Genomic DNA, 21,069 nt, shown 5'->3' with positions numbered 1-21,069 from the left:
GATGCCGCGCCGAGCATCTGAGATTCTTCTCGGCCAGCCGCGCTCTGCTCGCTACTCTGGCCGAATGAGCACCCCAGACGCGGCGACGGTCGCCGGCACTGCGCGATCGACGTCCACACGCGCCGCGGTGTTCGCCGCCTACGCGGCTCAAGGACTCGGCTACGCCGTCGTCGTCACCTCCCTCCCGGCGCTGAAGCAGCGCCAGGGAGTCGATGACACTGTCGTCACCCTCATCGTGCTGGGTGTGGCTATCGCCGCAGCCGGCGGGTCCGTGCTCGCCAACGCCCTCGCCGTGCGGTTCGGAAGCCGCACCGCCCTTGTTGTGGGACTTCTCCTTCAAGCTGCGGCCCTCCCCGCGATTGCGCTACCGACACCGTTCCCGCTCTTCGTCTCGCTCTTCGCGGTGTACGGCATCGGCCTCGGCTGCGTGGATGCAGCGACCGCCATGCAGGGGGTCATCGTGCAACGCGCGCACGGCAAGCCGCTCCTCGGCGGCTTCTTCTCGGCCTATACGGCTGCCGCGATCGCCGGAGCCCTCCTCGTATCGGCAATCGCGGCGTCACCCTTCGCCGCGGGCGTGGCGATCGGGACGGCGGGCGTGGCGATCCTCGTGGTGGCTGTTGTCGGCATCCGTCTGTTCGCCCGCGAGGTGCCGATCGAGACCGCTCTCCCGGCGTCCGAGCGCGCTCGGCTCCCCCGGGCAGGCATTTGGGCGTTCGGCTTCGTCATCCTGGCGGTGTTCGTCGTCGACTCCGCCGTGAGCACCTGGAGCACGGTCTACCTGCAGGACGACCTCGGGGCCCTGCCCGCTCTCGCGCCGCTCGGATATGCCGCTTACCAGGTGTGCGTGCTGATCACCCGCTTCGCGACTGACAGGCTCCTGGGCATCATGAGCAGGCGCCGGCTGGTCGCAGGCGCGATCGTCGTCTCGGTGGTCGGTGTCGTGGCTGTCGCTCTTCTGCCGTTCGAGATCGCCGCGATCGTCGGCTTCGCGCTGGCCGGCGCAGCCACCGGCATCCTGATCCCGGTCACCTTCGGTGCGGCCGGCGACCTCGCACCCGCCCACTCCGACCAGGTGATAGCCCGGGTCAACATCTTCAACTACGCGGGAGCGATCCTCGGCGCCGTCATCGTCGGCGTCCTCGCTGACGGTCCAGGACTTGCTCTCGCATTCCTCATCCCGGCGGCGGTGCTCGCGGCATCCCTGTCGGTGGTCCACTGGTTCCGCACGGATTCACGCGCCTCCGCCGAGGCGGATGCTGCACCTGAGGCTCGCTAACCTGAGAACGTGAGTTCGCCCGACCGCAAGAGCCGCGACACCGCACGCGCGGCACAGCAGCAGGAGGAGACCCTGCGTGCGCGGTGGGAGGAGACCCAGGAGCGCCTGCTCACGCGGTTCGAGGAGCCGATCTCATTCGCGACGCGGGTCACCAAGCGAACGCTGGCGTGGTTTCCGGTTCGCGTGTGGCGCCACTTCCTGATCGCCAACGGGTTCCTTCTGGCCGCGGGAGTGAGCTACCAGGCACTGTTCGCGATCTTCGCTGCTGTCTACGTCGCCTTCGCGCTCGCTGGGCTCTGGCTGGGCGGCAGCGAAGAGGCCATCCAGAGCCTCATCGACATGATCAATCGGTACATCCCGGGGATGATCGACCAAGACGGACCGATCACCCCCGACGCGGTATCGGCGATCGCCACCGACTCGGCGAGTCTGTTCGGGATCACGGGTGCGATAGCTCTCGTGACCTTGATCTGGACCGCGATCGGCTGGGTGACGTTCTCTCGACGCGCTGTCCGCGAGATCTTCGTGCTGCCCCCCGACCGGCGGCCGTATCTGTTGCTCAAGAGCGGCGATCTGCTGGCGGCGGCGCTGTTCGGCATCCTGCTGCTGGTCGGCGGCGCGCTGGGTGCCGCTGGGACCTGGGCACTCGACATCGTGTTCTCGCTGCTGGGGCTGGATACGGGGTCGGTGTGGTTCTCGATCGGGGTGCGCGCCGCGACCCTTCTGATCTCCTTCGCCATCAATGCCGCGGCGCTGGCCGCACTCTTCCGGTTCCTCACCGGCACGAGTCTGCGGTGGCGCACGATCTGGCCCGGAGCCTTGCTCGCCGGAGCGGCCGTTACGGTGCTTCAACTCGGCGCCGGATGGCTGCTCAGCTACACGCCGACGAACGCACTGCTGGCGACCTTCGCAATCTTCGTCGGTCTGCTGCTCTGGTTCCGCCTCATCGGAATCATCATGCTCGTCGGGGCATCGTGGATTGCGATCTCTGCCCGCGACGAGAACATTCCGCTGCTGGAGAAGACCGAAGCTGAACAGTTGGCTGAGGAGCACGCGGCGCTGCTCCTTGCCGCCCAGGTGCGCTTGCGCACCGCCCAAGAAGCACGGGATGCCGCGCCATGGCACGCGCGATGGGCAGCGACCCGCAACGTGCGACGTGCCGAAGAGGAACTGCGCGAAGTTGAGGCATCCACGCCGCCCGCGGTACGTGGCCCCAGCGCGATCGACGGCTTCGCCTGACCGGCCGCGCGCCGGTGAAGGAGCCTCGGCGCACCGTGTCGGTCACGACGCCTAGGCTGAAGCTCGTGCCTCGAACCGTCCGCATCGCCTCCATCAACGTCAACGGCATCCGCGCTGCCACGCGCAAGGGAATGCTCGAGTGGATCGACCAGTCGGATGTCGACATCATGGCCCTGCAAGAGGTCCGGGCAAACGAAGAACAGCTGACAGCGGCTCTTCCCGGATGGCGGATCGTGCATCATGAAGCGCTTCAGAAGGGCCGCTCGGGTGTTGCTGTAGCGAGCCGGGTGGATGCCGGGGCCGTCCGGACGGTGCTCGGCCCCGAGCCGCTAGACCAGTCGGGTCGGTGGATCGAGGCCGACTTCGACATCGACGGCGAGACCCTCACTGTCGTGAGCGCATATGTGCACTCGGGTGAGGACGGCACCCCCAAGCAGGACGCCAAGTACGCGTTCCTGGACGCGATGCAGGCACGTCTCCCCCAGCTCGAGGCCCACTCCCCGCTCGCTGTTGTCATGGGAGACATGAATGTCGGGCACCGCCAGCTCGACATCCGCAACTGGAAGGGCAACCTGAAGAAGGCCGGGTTCCTCCCCCGCGAGCGCGCCTACTTCGACCGCATCTTCGCTCCCGCGGGTGCCGAGATCGAGTGCGTCGACGGAACCACCGGCATCGGGCTCGGGTGGGTGGATGTCGGGCGCCGCTTCGCCGGCGAGGTCGACGGACCGTACTCCTGGTGGTCCAACCGCGGACAGGCCTTCGACAACGACACCGGCTGGCGCATCGACTACCACCTCGCCACCGCTGCGCTGGCCGAGCGAGTGGCGGCGTACCGCATCGACCGGGCGCCATCGTGGGACACCCGGTGGAGCGACCACGCACCCGTCGTCGTCGACTACACGATCGGCGGGTGAGCGAGCCGGCCGCCATCTCGCCGCGGCCTAGGATTGTCGGGTGACCAAGCCCCGCCTGTACTCCGGAATGCAGCCCTCCGCCGACTCCCTCCAGATCGGCAACTACATCGGAGCGCTCATGCAGTGGCGGGACCTGCAGGAGGCCTACGACGCGTTCTTCTCGGTCGTCGACCTGCACGCACTCACCCAGCCCAATGATCCGGCTGAACTGCGCGAGAAGACCCGGCGCACTGCTGCCCAGTACATCGCCGCGGGCATCGAACCGTCCAAGTCGACGCTGTACGTCCAGTCGCACGTTCCGGCGCACGCCGAGCTCGCGTGGGTGCTTTCGACGCTCACCGGCTTCGGCGAAGCGGGGCGGATGACCCAGTTCAAAGACAAGTCACAGCGTTATGGCCAGGACGCGACATCCGTCGGGCTGTTCACCTACCCCGTGCTCATGGCAGCCGACATCCTGCTGTACCAGACCGACATCGTGCCCGTCGGTGACGACCAGAAGCAGCACGTCGAGCTCACGCGGGATCTCGCCGAGCGGTTCAACGGACGCTACGGCACCACGTTCCGCGTTCCCATGCCCGTCATCCAGCAAGACACCGCCCGCATCTACGACCTGCAGAACCCGACGGCGAAGATGTCGAAGTCGGCCGAGTCGGATGCCGGCGTGCTGTGGCTCCTGGATGAGCCGTCCAAGAGCGCCAAGAAGGTGATGCGGGCGGTCACCGACAGCGAGGGCTCGGTGCGTTACGACCGCGAGAACAAGCCCGGGGTCTCGAATCTGCTCGTCATCTACGCTGCCCTCACGGGTCGTCAGATCCCCTCGATCGAAGACGAGTACGCCGGCCGCGGCTACGGCGACTTCAAGAAGGGTCTCGCCGACGTCGTCGTGAACGAGTTCGAGCCGGTGCGTGCTCGGGCCCTGGAACTGCTCGATGACCCGGCCGAACTCGACCGGGTCCTGGCCGCCAACGCCGCACGGGCTGAGTCTGTCGCCCGCGCGACCCTCGGCGACGTATACGACCGGATCGGGCTCCTCCGCCGCGCCTGAACAGCCCGCGTCGCAGCGGTCACCAGACCGTCACGCCTCACCACACTCTCTCTCCCCGGATGACGACGTCGCTTCCCCCGTCGACGAAAACCACCTGGCCACACAGGTGGGAGTTCTCGGGCCCCGCCAGCCATGCGAGGAGCCGTGCGACGACAATCGCTTCTGCGAAGCCGTTGAGCGGCATGGGCACAGCCTGCTCAATCATCGAGCGGCCCTCGTCAGTCGCCAGGAGCGGCGCGACCATCGGCGTGAGGATGACGCCGGGAGCGACAGCGTTGAGCGGGATGCCTGCACCGGCCCACTCCGGCAGGGCGGCGTGGCGACGAATCCATCGCGCGAAGCCGACCTTCGTGGAGCTGTAGATGAGATTCGCCGTCTCGGCTCCCGCGGCCAGCTCGGCTGCCCGGGCAAGCGCGGCAGGTTCGTCGCCAGCCAACTCGAGATCGACAAGCCGAGTATCGGAAGGCTGCAGGCTCGCCATCGATGAGACCCCGACGGCTCGAGGGGCGTCGGATTCCAGCAGCAAGGGACGCAGGCCCTCGAGTGTAGCGACCATACCGAAGTAATTGACGCCGACAGTCGCAGGCGCAGGCACGGCAAGGCCGGCGATCGCGAGGACGCCATCAATCGATCCGCCGGAGAGGCGGTTGACCTCCGTGACGAGTCGCTCTCGCCCGTCGGCCGTCGTCAGGTCGACCTCGACATCAGCATCGCGCAGGTCCACGCCGATCACCCTGTCTCCTCGCTCCACGAGGAGGTCGGCGGTTGCCTTGCCGATACCGGAGGCAGATCCGGTGACCACATACGTACGCATTTCAGAGTCCTTTCTCCGACGCCAGAGCGCGGAGCGCTCCGTAACGCTGCGACTGCGACGTTACGCCGACCCGGGGTACCCCGCGAGAGACGAACGTCCCGAGAAGCCGCATAGGGTGGGGCGATGGATGTCGTCGTGCTGCGCACCGAGCGGTGCGAGCTCTCGCCACCGACCGACGCTGACGTGGATGCGATCTTCGAGGCGTGTCAAGACCCGGCGATCCAGCGCTACACCACCGTGCCTTCGCCGTATCTGCGCGAGCATGCCGAGCAATTCATCCCGCGCGTGGAGCGCCACTGGGCCGAGGGCCGCGAGGCGACGTGGGGCATCCGTCACGACGGACAGCTAGCGGGGATGATCGGGCTATACCGCCGCGAGCCCGAGTCGGCGGAGCTGGGGTTCTGGATGTCGCCCTGGGCGCGGCGACGGCGCCTGCTCATCGAGGCCGCCACCGCTGTGGTCGAGTTCGGCTTTCAACGCGTCGGCATGTCGCTGGCTCGCATCGAATGGCGTGCGGTCGTGGGCAACACCGGCTCTGCACGTGTGGCCCGGGCGCTCGGCTTCCGCTACGAGGGGACGCTCCGGCACGCACTGGCGGGCCCGTCGCACCGCGACGATGCCTGGATCGCGGGCCTTCTCGCCGGCGACGATCGCGCGCCGGTCGCCTGGCCGATCCTCGATGGAGGCCTGCCGCCGCTTCCCACCCCGTGACAGGATGTCGCCATGCCCGAGATGCCAGAAGTGCAGGGACTTGTCGATTTCCTTGCCGGACGCCTGCCGGGTCTCACCGTCACCCGCGCGACGGTTGCGAACATCGCGGCGCTCAAGACCTACGATCCGCCGCTGGATGCGCTCGTCCGCACGCAGGTCGTGTCGGTGTCGCGCCACGGGAAGTTCGTCGACATCGAGACGGCGACGGGTGCTGCGTCCTCACTGCACCTCGTCTTCCACCTCGCGAAGGCCGGGTGGCTCCGCTGGTATGACCAGCTGCCGAGCACGATCATCCGGCCCGGCAAGACTCCGATCGCGCTCCGCATCGGCTTCTCGGATGGCTCGGGATTCGACCTGACCGAGGCGGGCACAAAGAAATCCCTTGCGGTGTACGCAGCCCGGAATCCCACAGATGTGCCGGGCATCGAGCGGCTCGGCCCCGATCCGCTGGATCCGCGATTCGATCGTGACGCTCTCGCCGCGCTCCTTGCGGGGCGCCGGACCCAGATCAAAGGCGTTCTGCGCGACCAGTCGATCATCGCCGGGATCGGCAACGCCTACTCCGATGAAATCCTGCACGCGGCACGGATGTCGCCCTACGCCCTGGCAGCGAACCTGACCGACGCCGACATCGACACCCTCTTCACCGCGATGCAGCAGACACTCGCGGAGGCGATTGCGACGGCGTCCGGCAAGCCCCCGGCCGATCTCAAGGACGCCAAGCGACGCGGGATGCGGGTGCACGGCCGTCGGGGCGAGGCGTGCCCCGTCTGCGGCGACGAAGTGCGCAGCGTCTTCTTCGCCGATAACTCGCTCGAGTACTGCCCCACGTGCCAGACCGGCGGAAAGCTGCTCGCCGATCGCCGCCTCTCCCGCCTCCTGAAGTAGCACGCGAGTGAAGCGAACTGCTTACCGCGGGGCAGGCAGAAACTGACGCACGGCATACCAGACCGCCCGATGGTCTACGCAGGAGCGAAGCGAACTGCCCAGCGCGGGGCTGGCACCGGGTCTGGCGGGAGCCGGCGCAGCCGGCGAGGGCATGTCCCCGCGCTGGGCAGTTCGCGTAGCGGCACCACTTACTGCAGCGGCACCACAACAACGGGTCAGTCGCCGAGCGTATCCATCAGCGTCCGAGCATCGTCATCCACCCAATCGAGGGACTTCGTGACGGCCTTCTTCCACAGCCGGTAGCGGCGAGCGCGTTCCTCCTCAGACATCTGAGGTTCGAACCGGCGATCCACTTGCCAGTGTTCGCGCAGTTCGTCGAGTCCCGACCAGACGCCGACTGCAAGGCCTGCCGCGTAGGCGGCGCCGAGCGCCGTCGTCTCGACCACGCGCGGGCGTACGACGGGGATGCCGAGGATGTCGGCCTGGAACTGCATGAGCAGATCGTTCTTCGTCATTCCCCCGTCGACGCGCAGTTCCGAGAGATCGCGGCCGGCATCCCCGACGACAGCCTCGATCACGTCCCGGGTCTGGAAGGCCGTCGACTCGAGAGCGGCGCGGGCGATGTGGGCGCGTGTCACGTACCGGGTGAGGCCGACGATCGCACCGCGGGCATCCGGTCGCCAGTAGGGAGCGAACAGGCCCGAGAAGGCTGGCACGAAGTATGACCCGCCCGCGTTCTCGACGGTCATCGCGAGGGTTTCGACATCCTGTGCGCGATCGATGATCCCGAGGTTGTCTCGCAGCCACTGCACGAGCGATCCGGTGACGGCGATCGAGCCTTCCAGCGCGTAGTGGGCGGGGCCATCCCCCAGCCGATATGCGACGGTGGTGATGAGTCCGTGACGAGACCTGACGATCTCGGTCCCGGTGCCCACGAGCAGGAAGTTGCCGGTGCCGTAGGTGTTCTTCGAATCGCCCACGCCGAAGGCAGCCTGCCCGAAGGTCGCTGCCTGCTGGTCGCCGAGGATGCCGGCGATCGGGAGTTCGCGGGCGGTGCCGGGCAGCGCGAGTTCGCCGACGACATCCGACGATGACCGGATCTCGGGCATCATCGCGCGGGGAATGTTCCACAGCGCGAGCATCTCGTCCGACCAATCGAGCGTCTGCAGGTCCATGAGCAGGGTCCGACTCGCGTTGGTGACATCGGTCACGTGCGCCCCACCGCTGGTTCCGCCCGTGAGGTTCCAGACCACCCACGAATCAGGGGTGCCGAACAGCAGATGGCCGGCTTCGGCATCCGCCCGCGCCCCCGGCACGTGGTCGAGGATCCACGCGACCTTGGATGCCGAGAAGTAGGTGGCAAGTGGAAGACCCGTCACCTCGGTGACGCGATCGCCCACGCCCTCATGGGCGAGCGCATCCAGCCGGGGCTGTGTGCGGGTGTCCTGCCACACGATCGCGTTGAAGATGGGCTGACCCGTGCGGCGATCCCACACGATCGCGGTCTCGCGCTGGTTCGTGACACCGGCGGCCGCGATGCCGGATGCCTGCAGATGGGCCTTGCTGAGAACGCCAGAGATCACCCACTCGGTATTCGTCCAGATCTCCATGGGGTCGTGCTCGACCCACCCCGCACGAGGAAAGATCTGCTCGTGTTCGCGCTGGGCGGTTGCCACCACGGTTCCGGCTCGATCGAAAACGATCGCCCGTGTCGAGGTGGTGCCTTGGTCGATGGCTAGGACGTGTTCGGCCACGATGCCTCCCGAAGTGTTGAGCGCCTCCAGACGATGGATGACGCGCCGCTTAGGCTACCGGTGCCGCTGCGGGCTGCCAGGTCGGATCGGCGGCGTGGACAGCGGCAAGGGCCGCGGCGACCTCTGCCGTGGCGGCATCCTCGTCCCATCCGAGCACGGGCGCGACGGCGTCGGCGATCTCGGCGACGACCTCGGGCGTGGCCTCACCGAGGAACGCGATGCTCGTGCGACGCAGCAGCAGATCAGCCAGGTGCACGACATCCTCTGCGCTCGCGAGGTAGCGCAGCTCGCCGGTGCTGTAGGCGGGAAGGGCCTCCAGTGGCCGGTCCTCGGCATCCTCGTCCACGAACGCGATGATCTCGCGGGCCGTCGTTCCGTAGCGTTCGAGGAGAGTGGCTGCTGCATCCTTGGAGAGCCCGCGGCGGTTCTCAGCCACCCACTGGTGCCGCGCCCGTTCGGTCACCGGGTATCCGGCGCCGCCACCGATGGCGCGGCCGCGGGTCGTGACGACGCGGGGCCGGGCAAGCAACCCGAGGGCGTCGTCGGTCAGGTGGGCGGCGGAGGCACGGAAGGTCGTCCATTTGCCGCCGACGAGGCTGATCACCGTGGTGTCCGCCGACCCGGGGAGCTGCTCGGTCTCGACACGGTAGTCGCGCGAGACGAAACCGGGGGCGAGATCGCCGTGGCCGGGAAGCGGACGCACACCCGAGAAGCGGTAAACGATCTGCGAGCGATCGACGGTGATGTCAGGGAAGACGTGCCCGATGAGGTCGATGAAGTAGTCAACCTCTGGCTCGGTGCACACTGCGGGCTCTGCCATGTCGTGCTCGAGGTCGGTGGTGCCGACCATGACGCGTCCCTTGAGCGGGTAGATGAGGACGATGCGACCGTCGCGGTGCTCGAAGAAGATCTCGCGACCGGCCGTGGCCGCCAACAGCTCGGGGTTATCGAGCACGATATGCGAGCCCTTGGTTCCGCCCATGAAGCTGGTCGGTGCGCCGAGTGCGCGGTTGGTGAGGTCGGTCCAGGGTCCGGATGCGTTGATCACGACCGCCGCACGGAACGGGAACTCAACACCTGTCTCGGTGTCGCGAAGAATGATCGCGCCATCCACTGCCCCCACGGCTTCGACGTAGTTCGCAGCCCGGGCGAGGTCGCCACCGGCGGCACGACCGTCACGGAGCAGATCGAGCGCGAGGCGTTCAGGATCGTGCACCGAGGCATCCCAGTAGGTCGCGGTGTACTTGACGGTCTCGTTCATCGCGGGAAGATCACGCAGTGACGCAGCGCGTCCGCGGAAGGTGTGGCGGGGAACACGGCCGCCGCCGCGCGAGAACGAGTCGTAGATCGTGAGGCCGATCTTGATCAGCGCGGCACCACGCTCGACATGCTTGCCCGCGCCGTGGCGCAGGAAGCGCAGGGGTGCCGAGAACACCCCCGAGAATGTCGAGAAGATCGGGATCGTCGTCTGCAGTGGACGCACGTAATGGGGGGCTGTGGCCAGCAGGTCATTACGCTCGGTAACCGCCTCGTGGACGAGACGGAACTCCCCGTTCTCGAGGTACCGAACGCCACCGTGGATCATGTGCGAGGACGCTGCGGATGCACCACTGACGAAGTCGCCGCGTTCGACGAGCGCGACATCCACGCCCTGGAGCGCGAGGTCTCGAAAAGCTGCGAGCCCGTTGACCCCACCGCCGACGATCAGAACGTCGGCCTGCGGCCGATCGCTCAACTGGGTGACGGTGCCTCGTTCGACGGCGCTCATCGATTCGTGTCCTTCCTCGCTCGGGGATTTCCCGTGTGTTCCCCATCGTCCCATGGCTGATCGAAGTTGCAGGCTCAATGCACATACGTGCACACTGTCTGCGTGAGCGACGACTCGACCCACCTGCGACGGGCACTGACTGCCGCCCATCTCTACTACGTCCAGCTGCGCACGATGGATGCCATCGCGGCCGAGCTCGGAACCTCGCGCTCCACGGTGTCGCGACTGCTGTCGTTCGCCCGCGCCGAGGGAATCGTCGAGGTGCGCGTCCGTTCACCCCTCGATGCCCCCGGACTCGTCGAGACGCAGCTGCGGCGCCAGTTCGGCGTCCGCGCACAGGTCATTCCCGTGCCCGAGTCGGTGAGCGATCTCGAGCGTCTCGACCGCGTCGCGCAGGGGGCAGCCCAACTGCTCGACGAGCTGATCGTCTCAGATCTGGTGGTCGGCATCGCGTGGGGATCGACGCTTGCGGCGGTAGCACGGCGTCTCACTCCCAAGCGCGTGCACGGCACGACATTCGTGCAACTGAACGGCTCCGGAAACGTCAAGACATCGGGCATCACGTATGCGAGCGAACTGCTCAGCAGGTTCAGCACCGCGTATGGCGGAGATGCCGAGCAGTTCCCTGTCCCCGCGTTCTTCGACGACCCTGAAACACGACGCGCGCTCTGGCGAGAGCGCAGCACGCGACGCATCCTCGACATCCAAAGCCGCATGGGTCTCGTGCTGTTCAGCGTGGGAGCTTTCCGGGCCGAGGTGCCCAGCCGCGTCCACGCCGGCGACTACCTCGAACCCGCCGACCTCGAGCAGCTGAAGGCGGAACGCGTCGTGGGCGACGTCGCAACGGTGTTCTACCGGGCGAACGGATCGACCGAGGGAATCGCCTTGAACGACCGCGGGTCGGGCCCCTCTTTCGATCTGCTTCGCGCAGTCCCGCGGCGCTGCTGCATCGTGACCGGCGAGGCCAAGATCCCGAGCCTGCGCGGTGCGCTGGCCGCGGGCCTGATCACGGACCTGGTCATCGATGAGCGCACCGCTCGCGCCATGGTCGACGGGCGCGAAGGGGTGTAACGCCTCGGGAATGAACGCGCGCGCCCCACGTTGACTACACTCGAGAGCAATGAACGTGCTCCGGGGTCGGTGAGAATCCGAACCGGCGGTGATAGTCCGCGACCCGCTGCATCCGTGTTCGAGAGAACGCCGCAGCGGTTGATTCGGTGAAATTCCGGAACCGACGGTGATGCGACGCGAAAGTGTCGTCAGTCCGGATGGGAGGCAGCACAGGTGACGCCACGGCGTCGCCGCCTTCCCTGCCCCGGCGTACCCGACCGGAGTGGGCAGTGAGTCAAGGCACAAGCGAGGAAGCCGCAATGAGGCGTGCGCTCAACGCTGCCCTGCGCGGTCCTCACGGGGTGAACCCCCAGGTCGGGGCCGTCATCCTCTCGCCCGAGGGCGACGTTCTCGCCGAAGGCTGGCACCGGGGTGTTGGAACAGCACACGCCGAAGTCGATGCGATGTCACAGCTGGCGCCCGACCAGCTTCGCGGAAGCACGGCGGTTGTCACCCTCGAGCCCTGCAACCACACCGGCCGCACCGGCCCCTGTGCGCAAGCCCTCATCGACGCCGGTGTGGCCCGCGTGGTCTACGCGGTCGATGATCCCGGCGTCGTCTCGGGCGGCGGTGCCGAACGTCTCACCGCCGCGGGCGTTGCAGTCGAAGCTGGCCTGATGCGGGAGGAAGGCACCGCGCTCCTTGACACCTGGCTCACGGTGCAGCGACTGGGCAGACCCCACGTCACCGTGAAGTGGGCGCAGAGCCTGGATGGTCGCGCGGCGGCCGCCGACGGAACGAGCATGTGGATCACAGGCGCCGAGGCACGCACTGACGTGCACCGGCGGCGATCGGATGCCGATGCCATCGTGGTCGGCATCGGCACCGTGCTGGCCGATGACCCGGCACTGACCGCACGGGGTCCCGCTGGGCAGCCACTGTCCCAGCAACCCCTGCCGGTCGTGCTCGGCGAGCGCTCGATTCCGGATGCCGCACAGGTCCGCAAGCATCCCCGAGCCCTGATCCAACGCCCCGGAACCGACCTCACGGCGGTGCTGGAAGAACTGCGGGATCTCGGCATCCAGCGTGTTTTCGTGGAGGGCGGGCCGACGGTTGCGGCATCGTTCCTGCGCGCCGGACTGGTCGACGAAGTACTGGTATACGTCGCTCCCGTCCTGATCGGCTCCGGCCCGGACCGCGATCGGCCGGCTGTGACCGACATCGGGGTCACGACCCTCGCACAGGCTCACCGGCTCGAGCTGACTTCGCTCGAGCGGCTCGGCGATGACGTGTTGTTTGTCGCCCGCCCCCGCGCCGCAGCCGAGGCCCCCGAATCCCTGTCCCCCGAGACCACCGTCGCTGACGCTTCGTCGGTGTAGTCAGGAGATCGCCATGTTCACAGGACTCGTTGAAGAGATCGGCCGCGTTACCGCCGTCGAGCCGTCGGGCGACGGCATCCGGTTGACGATTCACGCACCGCGATCCGTCGCGGATGCCGCGCACGGCGACTCCATCGCCGTCAGCGGGGTGTGTTTGACCGTCGTCGCCCGCGACGTTGATGGCTTTACGGCAGATGTCATGCGCCAGACCCTCGACATGTCGACCCTCGCGGATGTCTCGGTCGATCGCCTCGTCAACCTCGAACGCGCTACCGCCGCCGGCGGGCGCCTGGGCGGCCACATCGTGCAGGGTCACATCGATGGCACGGGGACGGTGCTCGAGGTTCGGCCCGGCGACCAGTGGCGCGTGATCCGCGTTGCGATCCCACAGCACCTGGCCCCGCTCATCGTCGACAAGGGATCGATCGCGATGGACGGCGTGTCACTGACCGTCAGCGCCGTCAGCGAGCCCGCTGACTCCGAACCGTGGTTCGAGGTCTCGCTCATCCCCGAAACCCTCGAGGCGACCACGTTCGACGCCCTCCAGCCGGGCTCGCCCGTCAATCTCGAGACCGACATCCTTGCCCGTCACGTACAGCGTCTGCTGGCGTTCCCTCCGGCGGCCCCGGCCGCCCCGACCGAAGGAGGCTCGCAGTGAGCCTTGCCCCCATCACCGAGGCGCTCGATGCCCTGCGCGCCGGCCGCCCGATCATCGTCGCTGATGACGAGGACCGCGAGAACGAGGGCGATGTCATCCTCTCGGCAGAACTTGCCACGCCCGAGGCCGTGGCGTGGACGATCCGCTGGTCCAGCGGCCTGCTGTGCGCACCGATGCCCGCCGAGTGGGCCGATCGCCTCGACCTGCCGCCCATGGTCGCGGTCAACGAGGACGCCCGCGGCACCGCCTACACGGTGACCGTCGACGCAGCCGACCGCACCTCGACCGGCATCAGCGCGAGTGATCGGGCACACACGCTGAACGTGCTGGCCGATCCCGCCTCGACGCCCTCGAGCGTCATCCGGCCGGGCCACGTTCTGCCGCTGCGCGCCGTCGACGGGGGCGTTCGCGAACGCGCCGGCCACACTGAGGCTGCCGTCGAGTTGATGCGCCTGGCAGGGCTGCAGCCGGTCGGGGCGATCGCGGAGGTCGTCGCCGAGGACGGCTCCATGATGCGGATGCCGGGACTGCTGGAACTCGGCGCGCGCGACGGGGTGCCGGTCATCACGATCGAGCAGCTCATCGCCTACCTCGACGAGCACGAGCCTCGCACCGTCGCACCGCACAACGTGCATCACCGTCGTGTGAGCCTGCGCGCCGAGGCCACCGTGCCCACGTCACACGGCGTGTTCCGATTCCTGGCCTATAAGGATCGGATCACGGGCACCGACCACATTGCGGTCGTCGCCGGCGATCTGGCCGAGGATGCGCCGCTCGTGCGCGTGCACTCGGAGTGCCTGACCGGCGAGGCGTTTGGTTCCCTGAAGTGCGAATGCGGACCCCAGTTGGATGCCGCACTCGACGCGATCGCGCACGACGGCGGCGTCGTCATCTACATGCGCGGGCACGAGGGACGCGGTATCGGCCTGATCAACAAGCTGCGCGCCTACAGCCTGCAGGAGCGAGGCCTCGACACCGTCGACGCGAACCTGGCCCTCGGGCTGCCTGCAGACGCGCGTGACTACGCTGCCGCTGCCGGCATCCTGGGAGATCTGGGCATCGACCGGATGCGACTGCTGACCAACAACGGCGACAAGGTGGCTCAGCTGCGGGGCCTCGGCCTCGACATCGTCGAGCAGGTGCCGCTCCTCGTGGGCGTCGGCCCCAACAACCACCAGTACCTGGCAACGAAGGCTGAGCGCATGGGGCACACCATCGCTCTCGACGACCTGGATCGCGCCCTCGGAGCCGGGGTCGCGACAGAGAGGACCGACGCATGAGCGGAACCGGCGCACCGGAACGCGAGACGATCGACGGCTCGGGGCTGAACATCGTGATCGTCGCCGGGCAGTGGCACGAGACGATCGCGAACGGCCTGCTGGAGGGTGCCCGCCGGGCACTCGAGGGCGCAGGAGCGTTCTACCGTGTCGTCCCCGTGCCGGGCTCGTTCGAGCTTCCCGTGGTGGCGAAGGCAGCCCTGGATGCCGGCGCTGACGCGGTCGTCGCGCTCGGGGTCATCATCCGCGGCGGAACCCCGCACTTCGAGTTCGTGTCATCGGCAGCCACCGACGGGCTCACCCGCGTCGCCCTGGACACCGGCAAGCCCGTCGGCTTCGGCGTGCTGACCCTGGACGACGAGGCGCAGGGGATCGACCGGGCCGGCCTTCCGGGCTCGCGCGAAGACAAGGGCTTTGAGGCAGCGGACGCTGCCCTGCGTACCGCGCTCGCGCTGCGCGAGCTGCGGGGCTGATCAGCACGCGGGGCTGATCAGCCCCGGGTGAGGCGACCGAGACTCCACCTTCAGTGAGGCATAAGGTACGCTGACGGCATGGAGATTCTTCGTCACGCCGTCCTTCTCGTTCATCTCTCGGGCTTTGCGATTTTGTTCGGCGCCTGGGTCGTCGAGGCCGTGCGCCGCACCGGGGCCGTGACCGCTCTGATGAACTGGGGCCTGCTGATCGCGGGCGTCGCAGGGCTCGCGCTGGCAGCACCGTGGGGCGTGCCCGAGGGCGTCGAGTTCAACTACGCGAAGATCGGCACGAAGCTCGTCATCCTGCTGATCATTGGGGCGCTCCTGGGTATCGGGTCGGCCCGTACCAAGCGGAACGGCTCAGCCCCTGCCGGTGTATTCTGGGCGATCGGCATCCTGACCTTTGTGAACGCGGCCATCGCCACACTCTGGCGCTAGCCGGCGCCGAAGGCGCAGGGGCCGTTATCGTCCGCCTCGTCGACAGGCCCGCATGACCTCCGCAACCGCTGCCCTTCCCGCGCCCGCCAACCCGCGAAGCCGTGTCATCACGGCAAGCCTTATCGGCACGACGATCGAGTTCTACGACTTCTACGTCTACGCCACGGCGGCGGTTCTGGTCTTCCCTACTCTGTTCTTTCCGACGGGAAACGAGACCACGTCGCTACTGGCATCCTTTGCGGTGTTCGGCGCGGCGATGGTTGCGCGTCCGCTCGGCGCCGTGGTGTTCGGTCACTTCGGAGACCGGTTCGGCCGCAAGGCGACCCTCGTCACCTCGCTGCTCACGATGGGGATCGCGACCTTCGTGATCGGTCTGCTGCCCACGGTCAATGAGATCGGGGTCTGGGCGGCGGTATTCCTGCTCGTGCTGCGACTCGCGCAGGGATTCGCGCTCGGCGGCGAGTGGTCGGGCGCCGCGCTTGTGGCAACGGAGAACGCCCCGGCCGGCAAGCGCGCGTGGTACGGCACCTTCCCGCAGCTGGGTGCACCGATCGGCTTCATCATCGCCAACGGCATCTTCCTGGCGATCAATCTTTCGCTCCCCCACCCGGATGGCACCGCGCAGGCATCCGACGCGTTCCTTGCCTGGGGCTGGCGCATCCCGTTCCTCTTCTCGGCAGTCATGGTGATCGTCGGGCTGTGGGTGCGGCTGCGCCTGGTCGAATCCGACTCGTTCACGCGGGCCGAAAGGAAGGGGACGCTCAGGAAGTTCCCGCTCGGGCTCGCGCTGCGTCGCTACTGGTGGCAGCTGATCCTCGGCACCTTCATCATGCTGGCGACCTACGTGCTGTTCTATCTGATGACGAGCTTCACGCTCTCGTACGGAACGAAGGCGACCACGGATGCCGCGCAGGCCGCCGCAGAAGCCGCGGGAACCCCGTTCGACCCGGCCACCTACGTGCCTGGCCTCGGTTTCGGGTACACCGACTTCGTGCTGATGCAGATCATCGGGGTCGTCTTCTTCGGGATCTTCACACTGCTGTCGGGCCCCGTGGCCGACGCGATCGGCCGCCGTCGCCTGCTGCTGTGGGTGACGGCGGCGATCATCGTGTTCGGCTTCACCTTCACGGTGTTCCTGCTCCCCCAGGCTGACCCGAAGTTCACGGGAGCACTCGCGCAGGCGTTCCTCGTGTTCGGGTTCGTCCTCATGGGGTCGACCTTCGGCCCGATGGGCGCGGTGCTGCCCGAACTGTTCCCCACCGAGGTGCGCTACACGGGCTCGGCGGTGTCCTACAACGTGTCGTCGATCCTGGGCGCGGCCCTTGCTCCCCTGGTCGCGGTCGCCCTATGGGCAACCGCCGACGGGAGCCCGGTGCTCGTCGGGCTCTACCTGTCGGCGATGGCCATGCTCACCTTCATCGCCCTCGTGCTGTCTCCCGAGACCAAGGACGTGGACTACGACGAGATCGGGGCGGGCGAGACGGTATCGCTCTAACGAGGGCCTCGACGGCAGAACGCTGTCGCGTCAGTCCAGGAAGAGCTTGCGCAGTCGGGTGGTCGTAAAGACGAGGCCGACGGCGATCATGACCACGTAATACAGGACGTGACCGAGCATCGCGATCGAGAGCGCGCCGGTGGTGAGGCCGCGAATGAGTTCCACGCCGTGCCACAGCGGCAGGGCCATGACGATCGCCTGGACGAACTCCGGATAGACGGTGATCGGGTAGAAAGTCGCCGAGAACAGGAACATCGGGAGCAGCACCATGTTGATCCAGTCCATGTGCTGGAAGGTCTTCATGTAGCTCGTGATCGCCATCCCGAGGCTCGCGAACCCGAAAGCGATCAGCACGACCGCGGGGAGCGCGAGGATAGCCGTGGGCGCGAGATTCAGACCCGCGATCTGCATGATGATCATGAACCCGGTGGCGTAGACAAGTCCGCGCAACAGTGCGTAGAGGATCTCACCGAGGGCGACATCCAGCGGCCCGAGGGATGTCGAGAGCTGCCCCTCGTAGAGTTTGCCGTAGTTGAGCTTGAAGAAGACGTTCCAGGTGGAGTCGTAGATGGCGCCGTTCATCGCCGACACCGCCAACAGCGCGGGAGCGATGAAAGCCGCGTAGGAGACCACCAGCCCCGAGGAGGTCTCGACATCCTCGATGAGGCTACCCAGACCGATGCCGAGCGAGGCAAGGTAGAACACGGGCTCAAAAAAGCCCGAGAGCACGACGATCCAACTCGACGAACGCGCCGCGATGAGACCGCGCTGCACGACGGCCCAGGGGTTGCCCGACCACAGGGCGCGGACGCTCCCGCTGCGACGGGGTTCGATCTCCGATGCCACCGCGGTCATTTCGCGAGCCTCCGGGTGAAGGTGCGGCGAGCGAACGCGTAGCCGACCACGGTCAGGACGATCAGATAGGCGAGGTGCATCGCAGCGGCACCCGGGCCACCCGGTGACCCGTACGTTGCCATCCGACCCAGCTCCGATGCATGCCACAGGGGCGAGACCCACCCGATCCACTGCAGCCAGATGGGCAGGGTCTCGAGCGGGTAGAAGGTGCCCGAGAACAGGAACATCGGAACGAAGAGGAAGCGCTGCACGAGCGCGAACTGCCCCTTGTCATCCTGGATCGAGGCGGCGTATGCCATCAGGGGCACGCCGAACGCGAGGCCCGCAAGCAAACCGACGAACATCGCTACCCAGCCGGTCGCAGGGTCGGGAACAGCGCCGAAGAGGACGATGAACACGTAGTAGGCGACGACGGCGATCAGCATCCGTGCGGATGCGCCGAGGATCACCCCGTTCGCGATCTGCGGGCTCGACAGCGCTGACGCGTTGAACCCGTAGAAGTAGCGGCGCCACTTGAAGCCCGACATCACCGGATAGGTGAACTCCTCGGTAGCCACGCCGATCGCTGCGGTCATGAGCAGCGCCGGGGCGACGAACACGAGGTAGCGGACCTGCTCGCCGTGTACCTCGATCGTCCCGTCCAGGAGCGCAGCAAGTCCCAGCACCAGTCCGAGCAGGTACAGGATGGGCTGTCCGAGGGCCCCGACCACGATCGTCCACCCGTAGGCGCGCATCGCACGCACCATGTGCTCGGCGACGTACCACGATCCCCACCGGCGGGGCTTGCGCCCCCAGGTGAGCGCCTCGGCGCGCAGCTCATCGAGCGAGGGCTGAATGCGCGCATCCGGGACCGGCGTACTCATTCGATCAGCGACCTTCCGGTCAGGCGCAGGAAGACATCCTCGAGGCTCGACCGGCGCACCAGGGAGGTCAGTGGCTGCAGCCCGGCGGCTGTCACCCGTTCGAGCGCCTGTTCACCGTCGTGCGCGTAGACGAGGATGCGGTCGGGCAGCACCTCGACGCGGTCGCCGATCCCCTCGAGCTGCGGCGCCACCTGCTCGTTGCGGTCCGACCCGAAACGCACCTCGAGCACCTCACGGCTGGAGTGCTCGCGGATGAGGGAGGCAGGCGTCCCCTCGGCCATGATCCGGCCCTTGTCGACCACGATGAGCCTGTCGCACAACTGCTCGGCCTCGTCCATGTAATGCGTGGTCAGGACCAGCGTCGTGCCGCGCTCCTTCAAACGGAAGAGGCGATCCCACAGCACGTGCCGGGCCTGCGGATCAAGACCAGTCGTGGGCTCGTCCAGCAGCAGGATGCGGGGGTCGTTGATCAGCCCGCGCGCGATCGTGAGCCGACGCTTCATGCCGCCCGAGAGCTGGTCGACCTTGCTCTTGGCTTTGTCTTCGAGCGCAGCGAACGCGAGCAGCTCGTCGGCCTTCTGGGCGCACACCTTGCCGGGCAGCCCGAAGTAGCGGCCGTAAATGAAGAGGTTCTCGCGGGCGTTGAGTTCCCCGTCGAGGTTGTCCTGCTGCGGAACGACGCCCAGTCGCGAGCGGATCTCGGGCCCGTACTGGTCAGGATCCAGGCCCAGGATGCTGAGCTCTCCGCCCGTGCGGGTCGAGACTGCACCGATCATCTTCATCGTCGTTGACTTACCGGCACCGTTGGGTCCGAGAAGTCCGAAGGACTCGCCGGGGGCGACCTCGAACGATAGCCCGTTCACGGCGAAGAAGTCATCCTTGCCCGCGATCTTGTAGGCCTTGACGAGGTTATGGGCGCGGATCACGGGCTCTGGCACCGTCCTACTGTACGAGCGATCTCCGACATCCTGAGACGTCGGAGTAGCATCCCGGTGTGACCGATACACAGCTTCCGTACCGCGCCGACATCGTCGGCAGTTTCCTTCGACCGGCAGCTCTCGCCGAGGCTCGTGCCGCGCGCGCTGCCGGCGAGATCGACGAGAGCGCCCTGCGCGAGGTGGAAGACGCCGAGATCGCGGCGCTCGTGGCCAAGGAAGCGCAGAACGGTCTGCGGCTTGCCACCGATGGGGAATTCCGGCGGTCGTGGTGGCACTTTGACTTCTTCGGGATGCTCGATGGCGTCGAGGTCGTCGAGCTCGACCACGGCATCCAGTTCCAGGGTGTGCAGACCCGGCCGCTCGGCCTGCAGGTGAGCGGACAAGTCGGATTCCGTGACACGCACCCGTTCGTCGCCCACTTCCGCGCGCTTGCCGAAGCCACTGCTGCAACCGGAGCAACACCGAAATTCACGATCCCCGCCCCCACCGTGTTCGACTTCCGCCTCGAGCCCTCCGGGATCACCACCGACCTGTATGCCGACCGCGACGCGCTCGTACCCGACCTCGTGCAGGCCTACCGCGACGCGGTACAGGCGTTCTATGACGCCGGATGCCGCTACCTGCAGTTCGATGACACCGCATGGGCCTACCTCTGTTCGCCCGAGGAGCTCGAGAAGGCAGCGGCCCGCGGCATCCGCACCGAGGGAATCGGCGAACGCTACTCAGCGATGCTCAACGCGATCCTCGAGGCAAAGCCCGCCGACATGACGATTACAACCCACGTGTGCCGGGGCAATTTCCGGTCTACCTGGATCTCCTCCGGCGGCTACGAGCCGGTCGCCAAGCACCTGCTGGCCGACACGAACTACGACGGTTACTTCCTCGAGTACGACAGCGACCGCGCCGGTGGCTTCGAGCCGTTGCGCTTCCTCCCCCATGGCCACAAGCGCGTCGTGCTGGGCCTGGTGACCACCAAGTCGGGAGAGCTCGAGGATGCCGCCCTGCTGCGCACCCGCATCCAGGAGGCTGCGCAGTTCGCGCCGCTTGAGCAGCTTGCCCTCAGCCCCCAGTGCGGATTCGCCTCGACCGAGGAGGGCAACCTCCTCACCGAGGACGAGCAGTGGGCCAAGATCCGCCTGGTCGTCGACACTGCCGCCACCGTCTGGAGCTGACCCGCACGCGAGCCGCAGCCTTGACGCGAGGGGTCGCAACACGCCGCACAGACGCAGCG

At 67.4% G+C, this 21,069-nt stretch carries 20 protein-coding genes; 14 read left to right on the top strand and 6 right to left on the bottom strand.

Annotated features, from left to right (window positions below; genetic code table 11):
• Positions 1–64 precede the first annotated feature (64 nt).
• The 4 genes from BGO47_RS10320 (at position 65) to trpS (ending at position 4,477) form a co-directional block, all read left to right on the top strand.
• Complete coding sequence (locus BGO47_RS10320) at positions 65–1,279, top strand: MFS transporter (protein ID WP_292711629.1); 1,215 nt, start codon at positions 65–67, stop codon at positions 1,277–1,279.
• 9 nt (positions 1,280–1,288) lie between these two features.
• Positions 1,289–2,518, top strand: coding sequence for a YihY/virulence factor BrkB family protein (locus BGO47_RS10315; RefSeq protein ID WP_292711626.1), 1,230 nt, complete (start codon positions 1,289–1,291; stop codon positions 2,516–2,518).
• A 65-nt stretch (positions 2,519–2,583) separates the two neighbouring features.
• A complete protein-coding gene (locus tag BGO47_RS10310; RefSeq protein WP_292711623.1) occupies positions 2,584–3,432 on the top strand; it encodes an exodeoxyribonuclease III in 849 nt (282 codons plus the stop codon).
• Positions 3,433–3,472: 40 nt separating this feature from the next.
• On the top strand, positions 3,473–4,477 hold the full coding sequence (gene trpS / locus BGO47_RS10305; protein ID WP_292711620.1) for a tryptophan--tRNA ligase: 1,005 nt from the start codon (positions 3,473–3,475) through the stop codon (positions 4,475–4,477).
• A 37-nt stretch (positions 4,478–4,514) separates the two neighbouring features.
• Here the strand turns inward: trpS and BGO47_RS10300 are convergent, their stop codons facing one another.
• Positions 4,515–5,291 (bottom strand): SDR family oxidoreductase, encoded by a 777-nt coding sequence (locus BGO47_RS10300; protein ID WP_292711617.1) that lies wholly within the window; start codon positions 5,289–5,291, stop codon positions 4,515–4,517.
• A gap of 123 nt (positions 5,292–5,414) precedes the next feature.
• Between BGO47_RS10300 and BGO47_RS10295 the strand changes: the two genes are divergently transcribed.
• On the top strand, positions 5,415–6,002 hold the full coding sequence (locus BGO47_RS10295) for a GNAT family N-acetyltransferase (protein WP_292711613.1): 588 nt from the start codon (positions 5,415–5,417) through the stop codon (positions 6,000–6,002).
• Positions 6,003–6,014: 12 nt separating this feature from the next.
• A complete protein-coding gene (locus tag BGO47_RS10290) occupies positions 6,015–6,890 on the top strand; it encodes a DNA-formamidopyrimidine glycosylase family protein (RefSeq protein WP_292711610.1) in 876 nt (291 codons plus the stop codon).
• Between the two features lie 215 nt (positions 6,891–7,105).
• On the opposite strand, the gene glpK is transcribed toward BGO47_RS10290, so the two are convergent.
• Positions 7,106–8,644 carry a glycerol kinase GlpK gene (glpK, locus tag BGO47_RS10285; protein WP_292711607.1) on the bottom strand — a complete coding sequence of 513 codons (1,539 nt, stop codon included), beginning with the start codon at positions 8,642–8,644 and terminating at the stop codon, positions 7,106–7,108.
• A gap of 49 nt (positions 8,645–8,693) precedes the next feature.
• Positions 8,694–10,412, bottom strand: a complete 1,719-nt coding sequence (locus BGO47_RS10280) for a glycerol-3-phosphate dehydrogenase/oxidase (RefSeq protein ID WP_292711604.1) — start codon at positions 10,410–10,412, stop codon at positions 8,694–8,696.
• 102 nt (positions 10,413–10,514) lie between these two features.
• Here BGO47_RS10280 and BGO47_RS10275 point away from each other — a divergent pair, with 102 nt between their 5' ends.
• From BGO47_RS10275 to BGO47_RS10245, 7 genes are all read left to right on the top strand, one after another.
• Positions 10,515–11,483 carry a sugar-binding domain-containing protein gene (locus BGO47_RS10275; protein ID WP_331790553.1) on the top strand — a complete coding sequence of 323 codons (969 nt, stop codon included), beginning with the start codon at positions 10,515–10,517 and terminating at the stop codon, positions 11,481–11,483.
• Between the two features lie 299 nt (positions 11,484–11,782).
• Positions 11,783–12,841: a bifunctional diaminohydroxyphosphoribosylaminopyrimidine deaminase/5-amino-6-(5-phosphoribosylamino)uracil reductase RibD gene (ribD, locus tag BGO47_RS10270; protein WP_292711602.1), complete on the top strand. Its 1,059-nt coding sequence runs from the start codon at positions 11,783–11,785 to the stop codon at positions 12,839–12,841.
• Between the two features lie 13 nt (positions 12,842–12,854).
• Positions 12,855–13,499 carry a riboflavin synthase gene (locus BGO47_RS10265; protein ID WP_292711600.1) on the top strand — a complete coding sequence of 215 codons (645 nt, stop codon included), beginning with the start codon at positions 12,855–12,857 and terminating at the stop codon, positions 13,497–13,499.
• On the top strand, positions 13,496–14,779 hold the full coding sequence (ribA, locus tag BGO47_RS10260; RefSeq protein ID WP_292711597.1) for a GTP cyclohydrolase II: 1,284 nt from the start codon (positions 13,496–13,498) through the stop codon (positions 14,777–14,779). Before BGO47_RS10265 ends, ribA begins: the two co-directional genes overlap by 4 nt.
• Positions 14,776–15,249, top strand: a complete 474-nt coding sequence (gene ribH / locus BGO47_RS10255; protein WP_292711594.1) for a 6,7-dimethyl-8-ribityllumazine synthase — start codon at positions 14,776–14,778, stop codon at positions 15,247–15,249. Before ribA ends, ribH begins: the two co-directional genes overlap by 4 nt.
• Before the next feature lie 78 nt (positions 15,250–15,327).
• Positions 15,328–15,687, top strand: a complete 360-nt coding sequence (locus BGO47_RS10250) for a Fe-S protein (RefSeq protein ID WP_292711591.1) — start codon at positions 15,328–15,330, stop codon at positions 15,685–15,687.
• A gap of 52 nt (positions 15,688–15,739) precedes the next feature.
• Positions 15,740–17,182: an MFS transporter gene (locus tag BGO47_RS10245; protein WP_292711589.1), complete on the top strand. Its 1,443-nt coding sequence runs from the start codon at positions 15,740–15,742 to the stop codon at positions 17,180–17,182.
• A 30-nt stretch (positions 17,183–17,212) separates the two neighbouring features.
• On the opposite strand, the gene BGO47_RS10240 is transcribed toward BGO47_RS10245, so the two are convergent.
• From BGO47_RS10240 to BGO47_RS10230, 3 genes are read right to left on the bottom strand one after another with little or no spacing between them, the layout of a single operon-like run.
• Positions 17,213–18,037, bottom strand: coding sequence for an ABC transporter permease (locus BGO47_RS10240; RefSeq protein WP_292711587.1), 825 nt, complete (start codon positions 18,035–18,037; stop codon positions 17,213–17,215).
• Positions 18,034–18,900: an ABC transporter permease gene (locus tag BGO47_RS10235; RefSeq protein WP_292711584.1), complete on the bottom strand. Its 867-nt coding sequence runs from the start codon at positions 18,898–18,900 to the stop codon at positions 18,034–18,036. The genes BGO47_RS10240 and BGO47_RS10235 overlap by 4 nt, the downstream gene beginning before the upstream one ends.
• On the bottom strand, positions 18,897–19,838 hold the full coding sequence (locus BGO47_RS10230; RefSeq protein WP_228179165.1) for an ABC transporter ATP-binding protein: 942 nt from the start codon (positions 19,836–19,838) through the stop codon (positions 18,897–18,899). Before BGO47_RS10230 ends, BGO47_RS10235 begins: the two co-directional genes overlap by 4 nt.
• 56 nt (positions 19,839–19,894) lie before the next feature.
• On the opposite strand from BGO47_RS10230, the gene BGO47_RS10225 reads away from it, so the two are divergent.
• The gene (locus BGO47_RS10225; RefSeq protein WP_292711580.1) at positions 19,895–21,010 is read left to right on the top strand and encodes a 5-methyltetrahydropteroyltriglutamate--homocysteine S-methyltransferase; all 1,116 of its coding nucleotides are present in this window, start codon (positions 19,895–19,897) and stop codon (positions 21,008–21,010) included.
• The last annotated feature ends 59 nt before the right edge of the window (positions 21,011–21,069 follow it).

It is taken from the genome of Microbacterium sp. 67-17 (assembly GCF_001898325.1).
Taxonomy (GTDB): Bacteria; Actinomycetota; Actinomycetes; order Actinomycetales; family Microbacteriaceae; genus Microbacterium; species Microbacterium schleiferi.
Note: the sequence above shows the minus strand (reverse complement) of the source record. Positions and strands in the feature narration are given on the sequence as shown.

Bases quoted from the DNA above. Each gene is read 5' to 3' on its own strand.
- BGO47_RS10320 (WP_292711629.1), top strand. From the start codon at position 65: ATGAGCACCCCAGACGCGGCGACGGTCGCCGGCACTGCGCGATCGACG.
- BGO47_RS10300 (WP_292711617.1), bottom strand. From the start codon at position 5,291: ATGCGTACGTATGTGGTCACCGGATCTGCCTCCGGTATCGGCAAGGCA.
- BGO47_RS10295 (WP_292711613.1), top strand. From the start codon at position 5,415: ATGGATGTCGTCGTGCTGCGCACCGAGCGGTGCGAGCTCTCGCCACCG.
- BGO47_RS10290 (WP_292711610.1), top strand. From the start codon at position 6,015: ATGCCCGAGATGCCAGAAGTGCAGGGACTTGTCGATTTCCTTGCCGGA.
- BGO47_RS10280 (WP_292711604.1), bottom strand. From the start codon at position 10,412: ATGAGCGCCGTCGAACGAGGCACCGTCACCCAGTTGAGCGATCGGCCG.
- ribD (WP_292711602.1), top strand. From the start codon at position 11,783: ATGAGGCGTGCGCTCAACGCTGCCCTGCGCGGTCCTCACGGGGTGAAC.
- BGO47_RS10265 (WP_292711600.1), top strand. From the start codon at position 12,855: ATGTTCACAGGACTCGTTGAAGAGATCGGCCGCGTTACCGCCGTCGAG.
- ribH (WP_292711594.1), top strand. From the start codon at position 14,776: ATGAGCGGAACCGGCGCACCGGAACGCGAGACGATCGACGGCTCGGGG.
- BGO47_RS10250 (WP_292711591.1), top strand. From the start codon at position 15,328: ATGGAGATTCTTCGTCACGCCGTCCTTCTCGTTCATCTCTCGGGCTTT.
- BGO47_RS10245 (WP_292711589.1), top strand. From the start codon at position 15,740: ATGACCTCCGCAACCGCTGCCCTTCCCGCGCCCGCCAACCCGCGAAGC.
- BGO47_RS10240 (WP_292711587.1), bottom strand. From the start codon at position 18,037: ATGACCGCGGTGGCATCGGAGATCGAACCCCGTCGCAGCGGGAGCGTC.
- BGO47_RS10235 (WP_292711584.1), bottom strand. From the start codon at position 18,900: ATGAGTACGCCGGTCCCGGATGCGCGCATTCAGCCCTCGCTCGATGAG.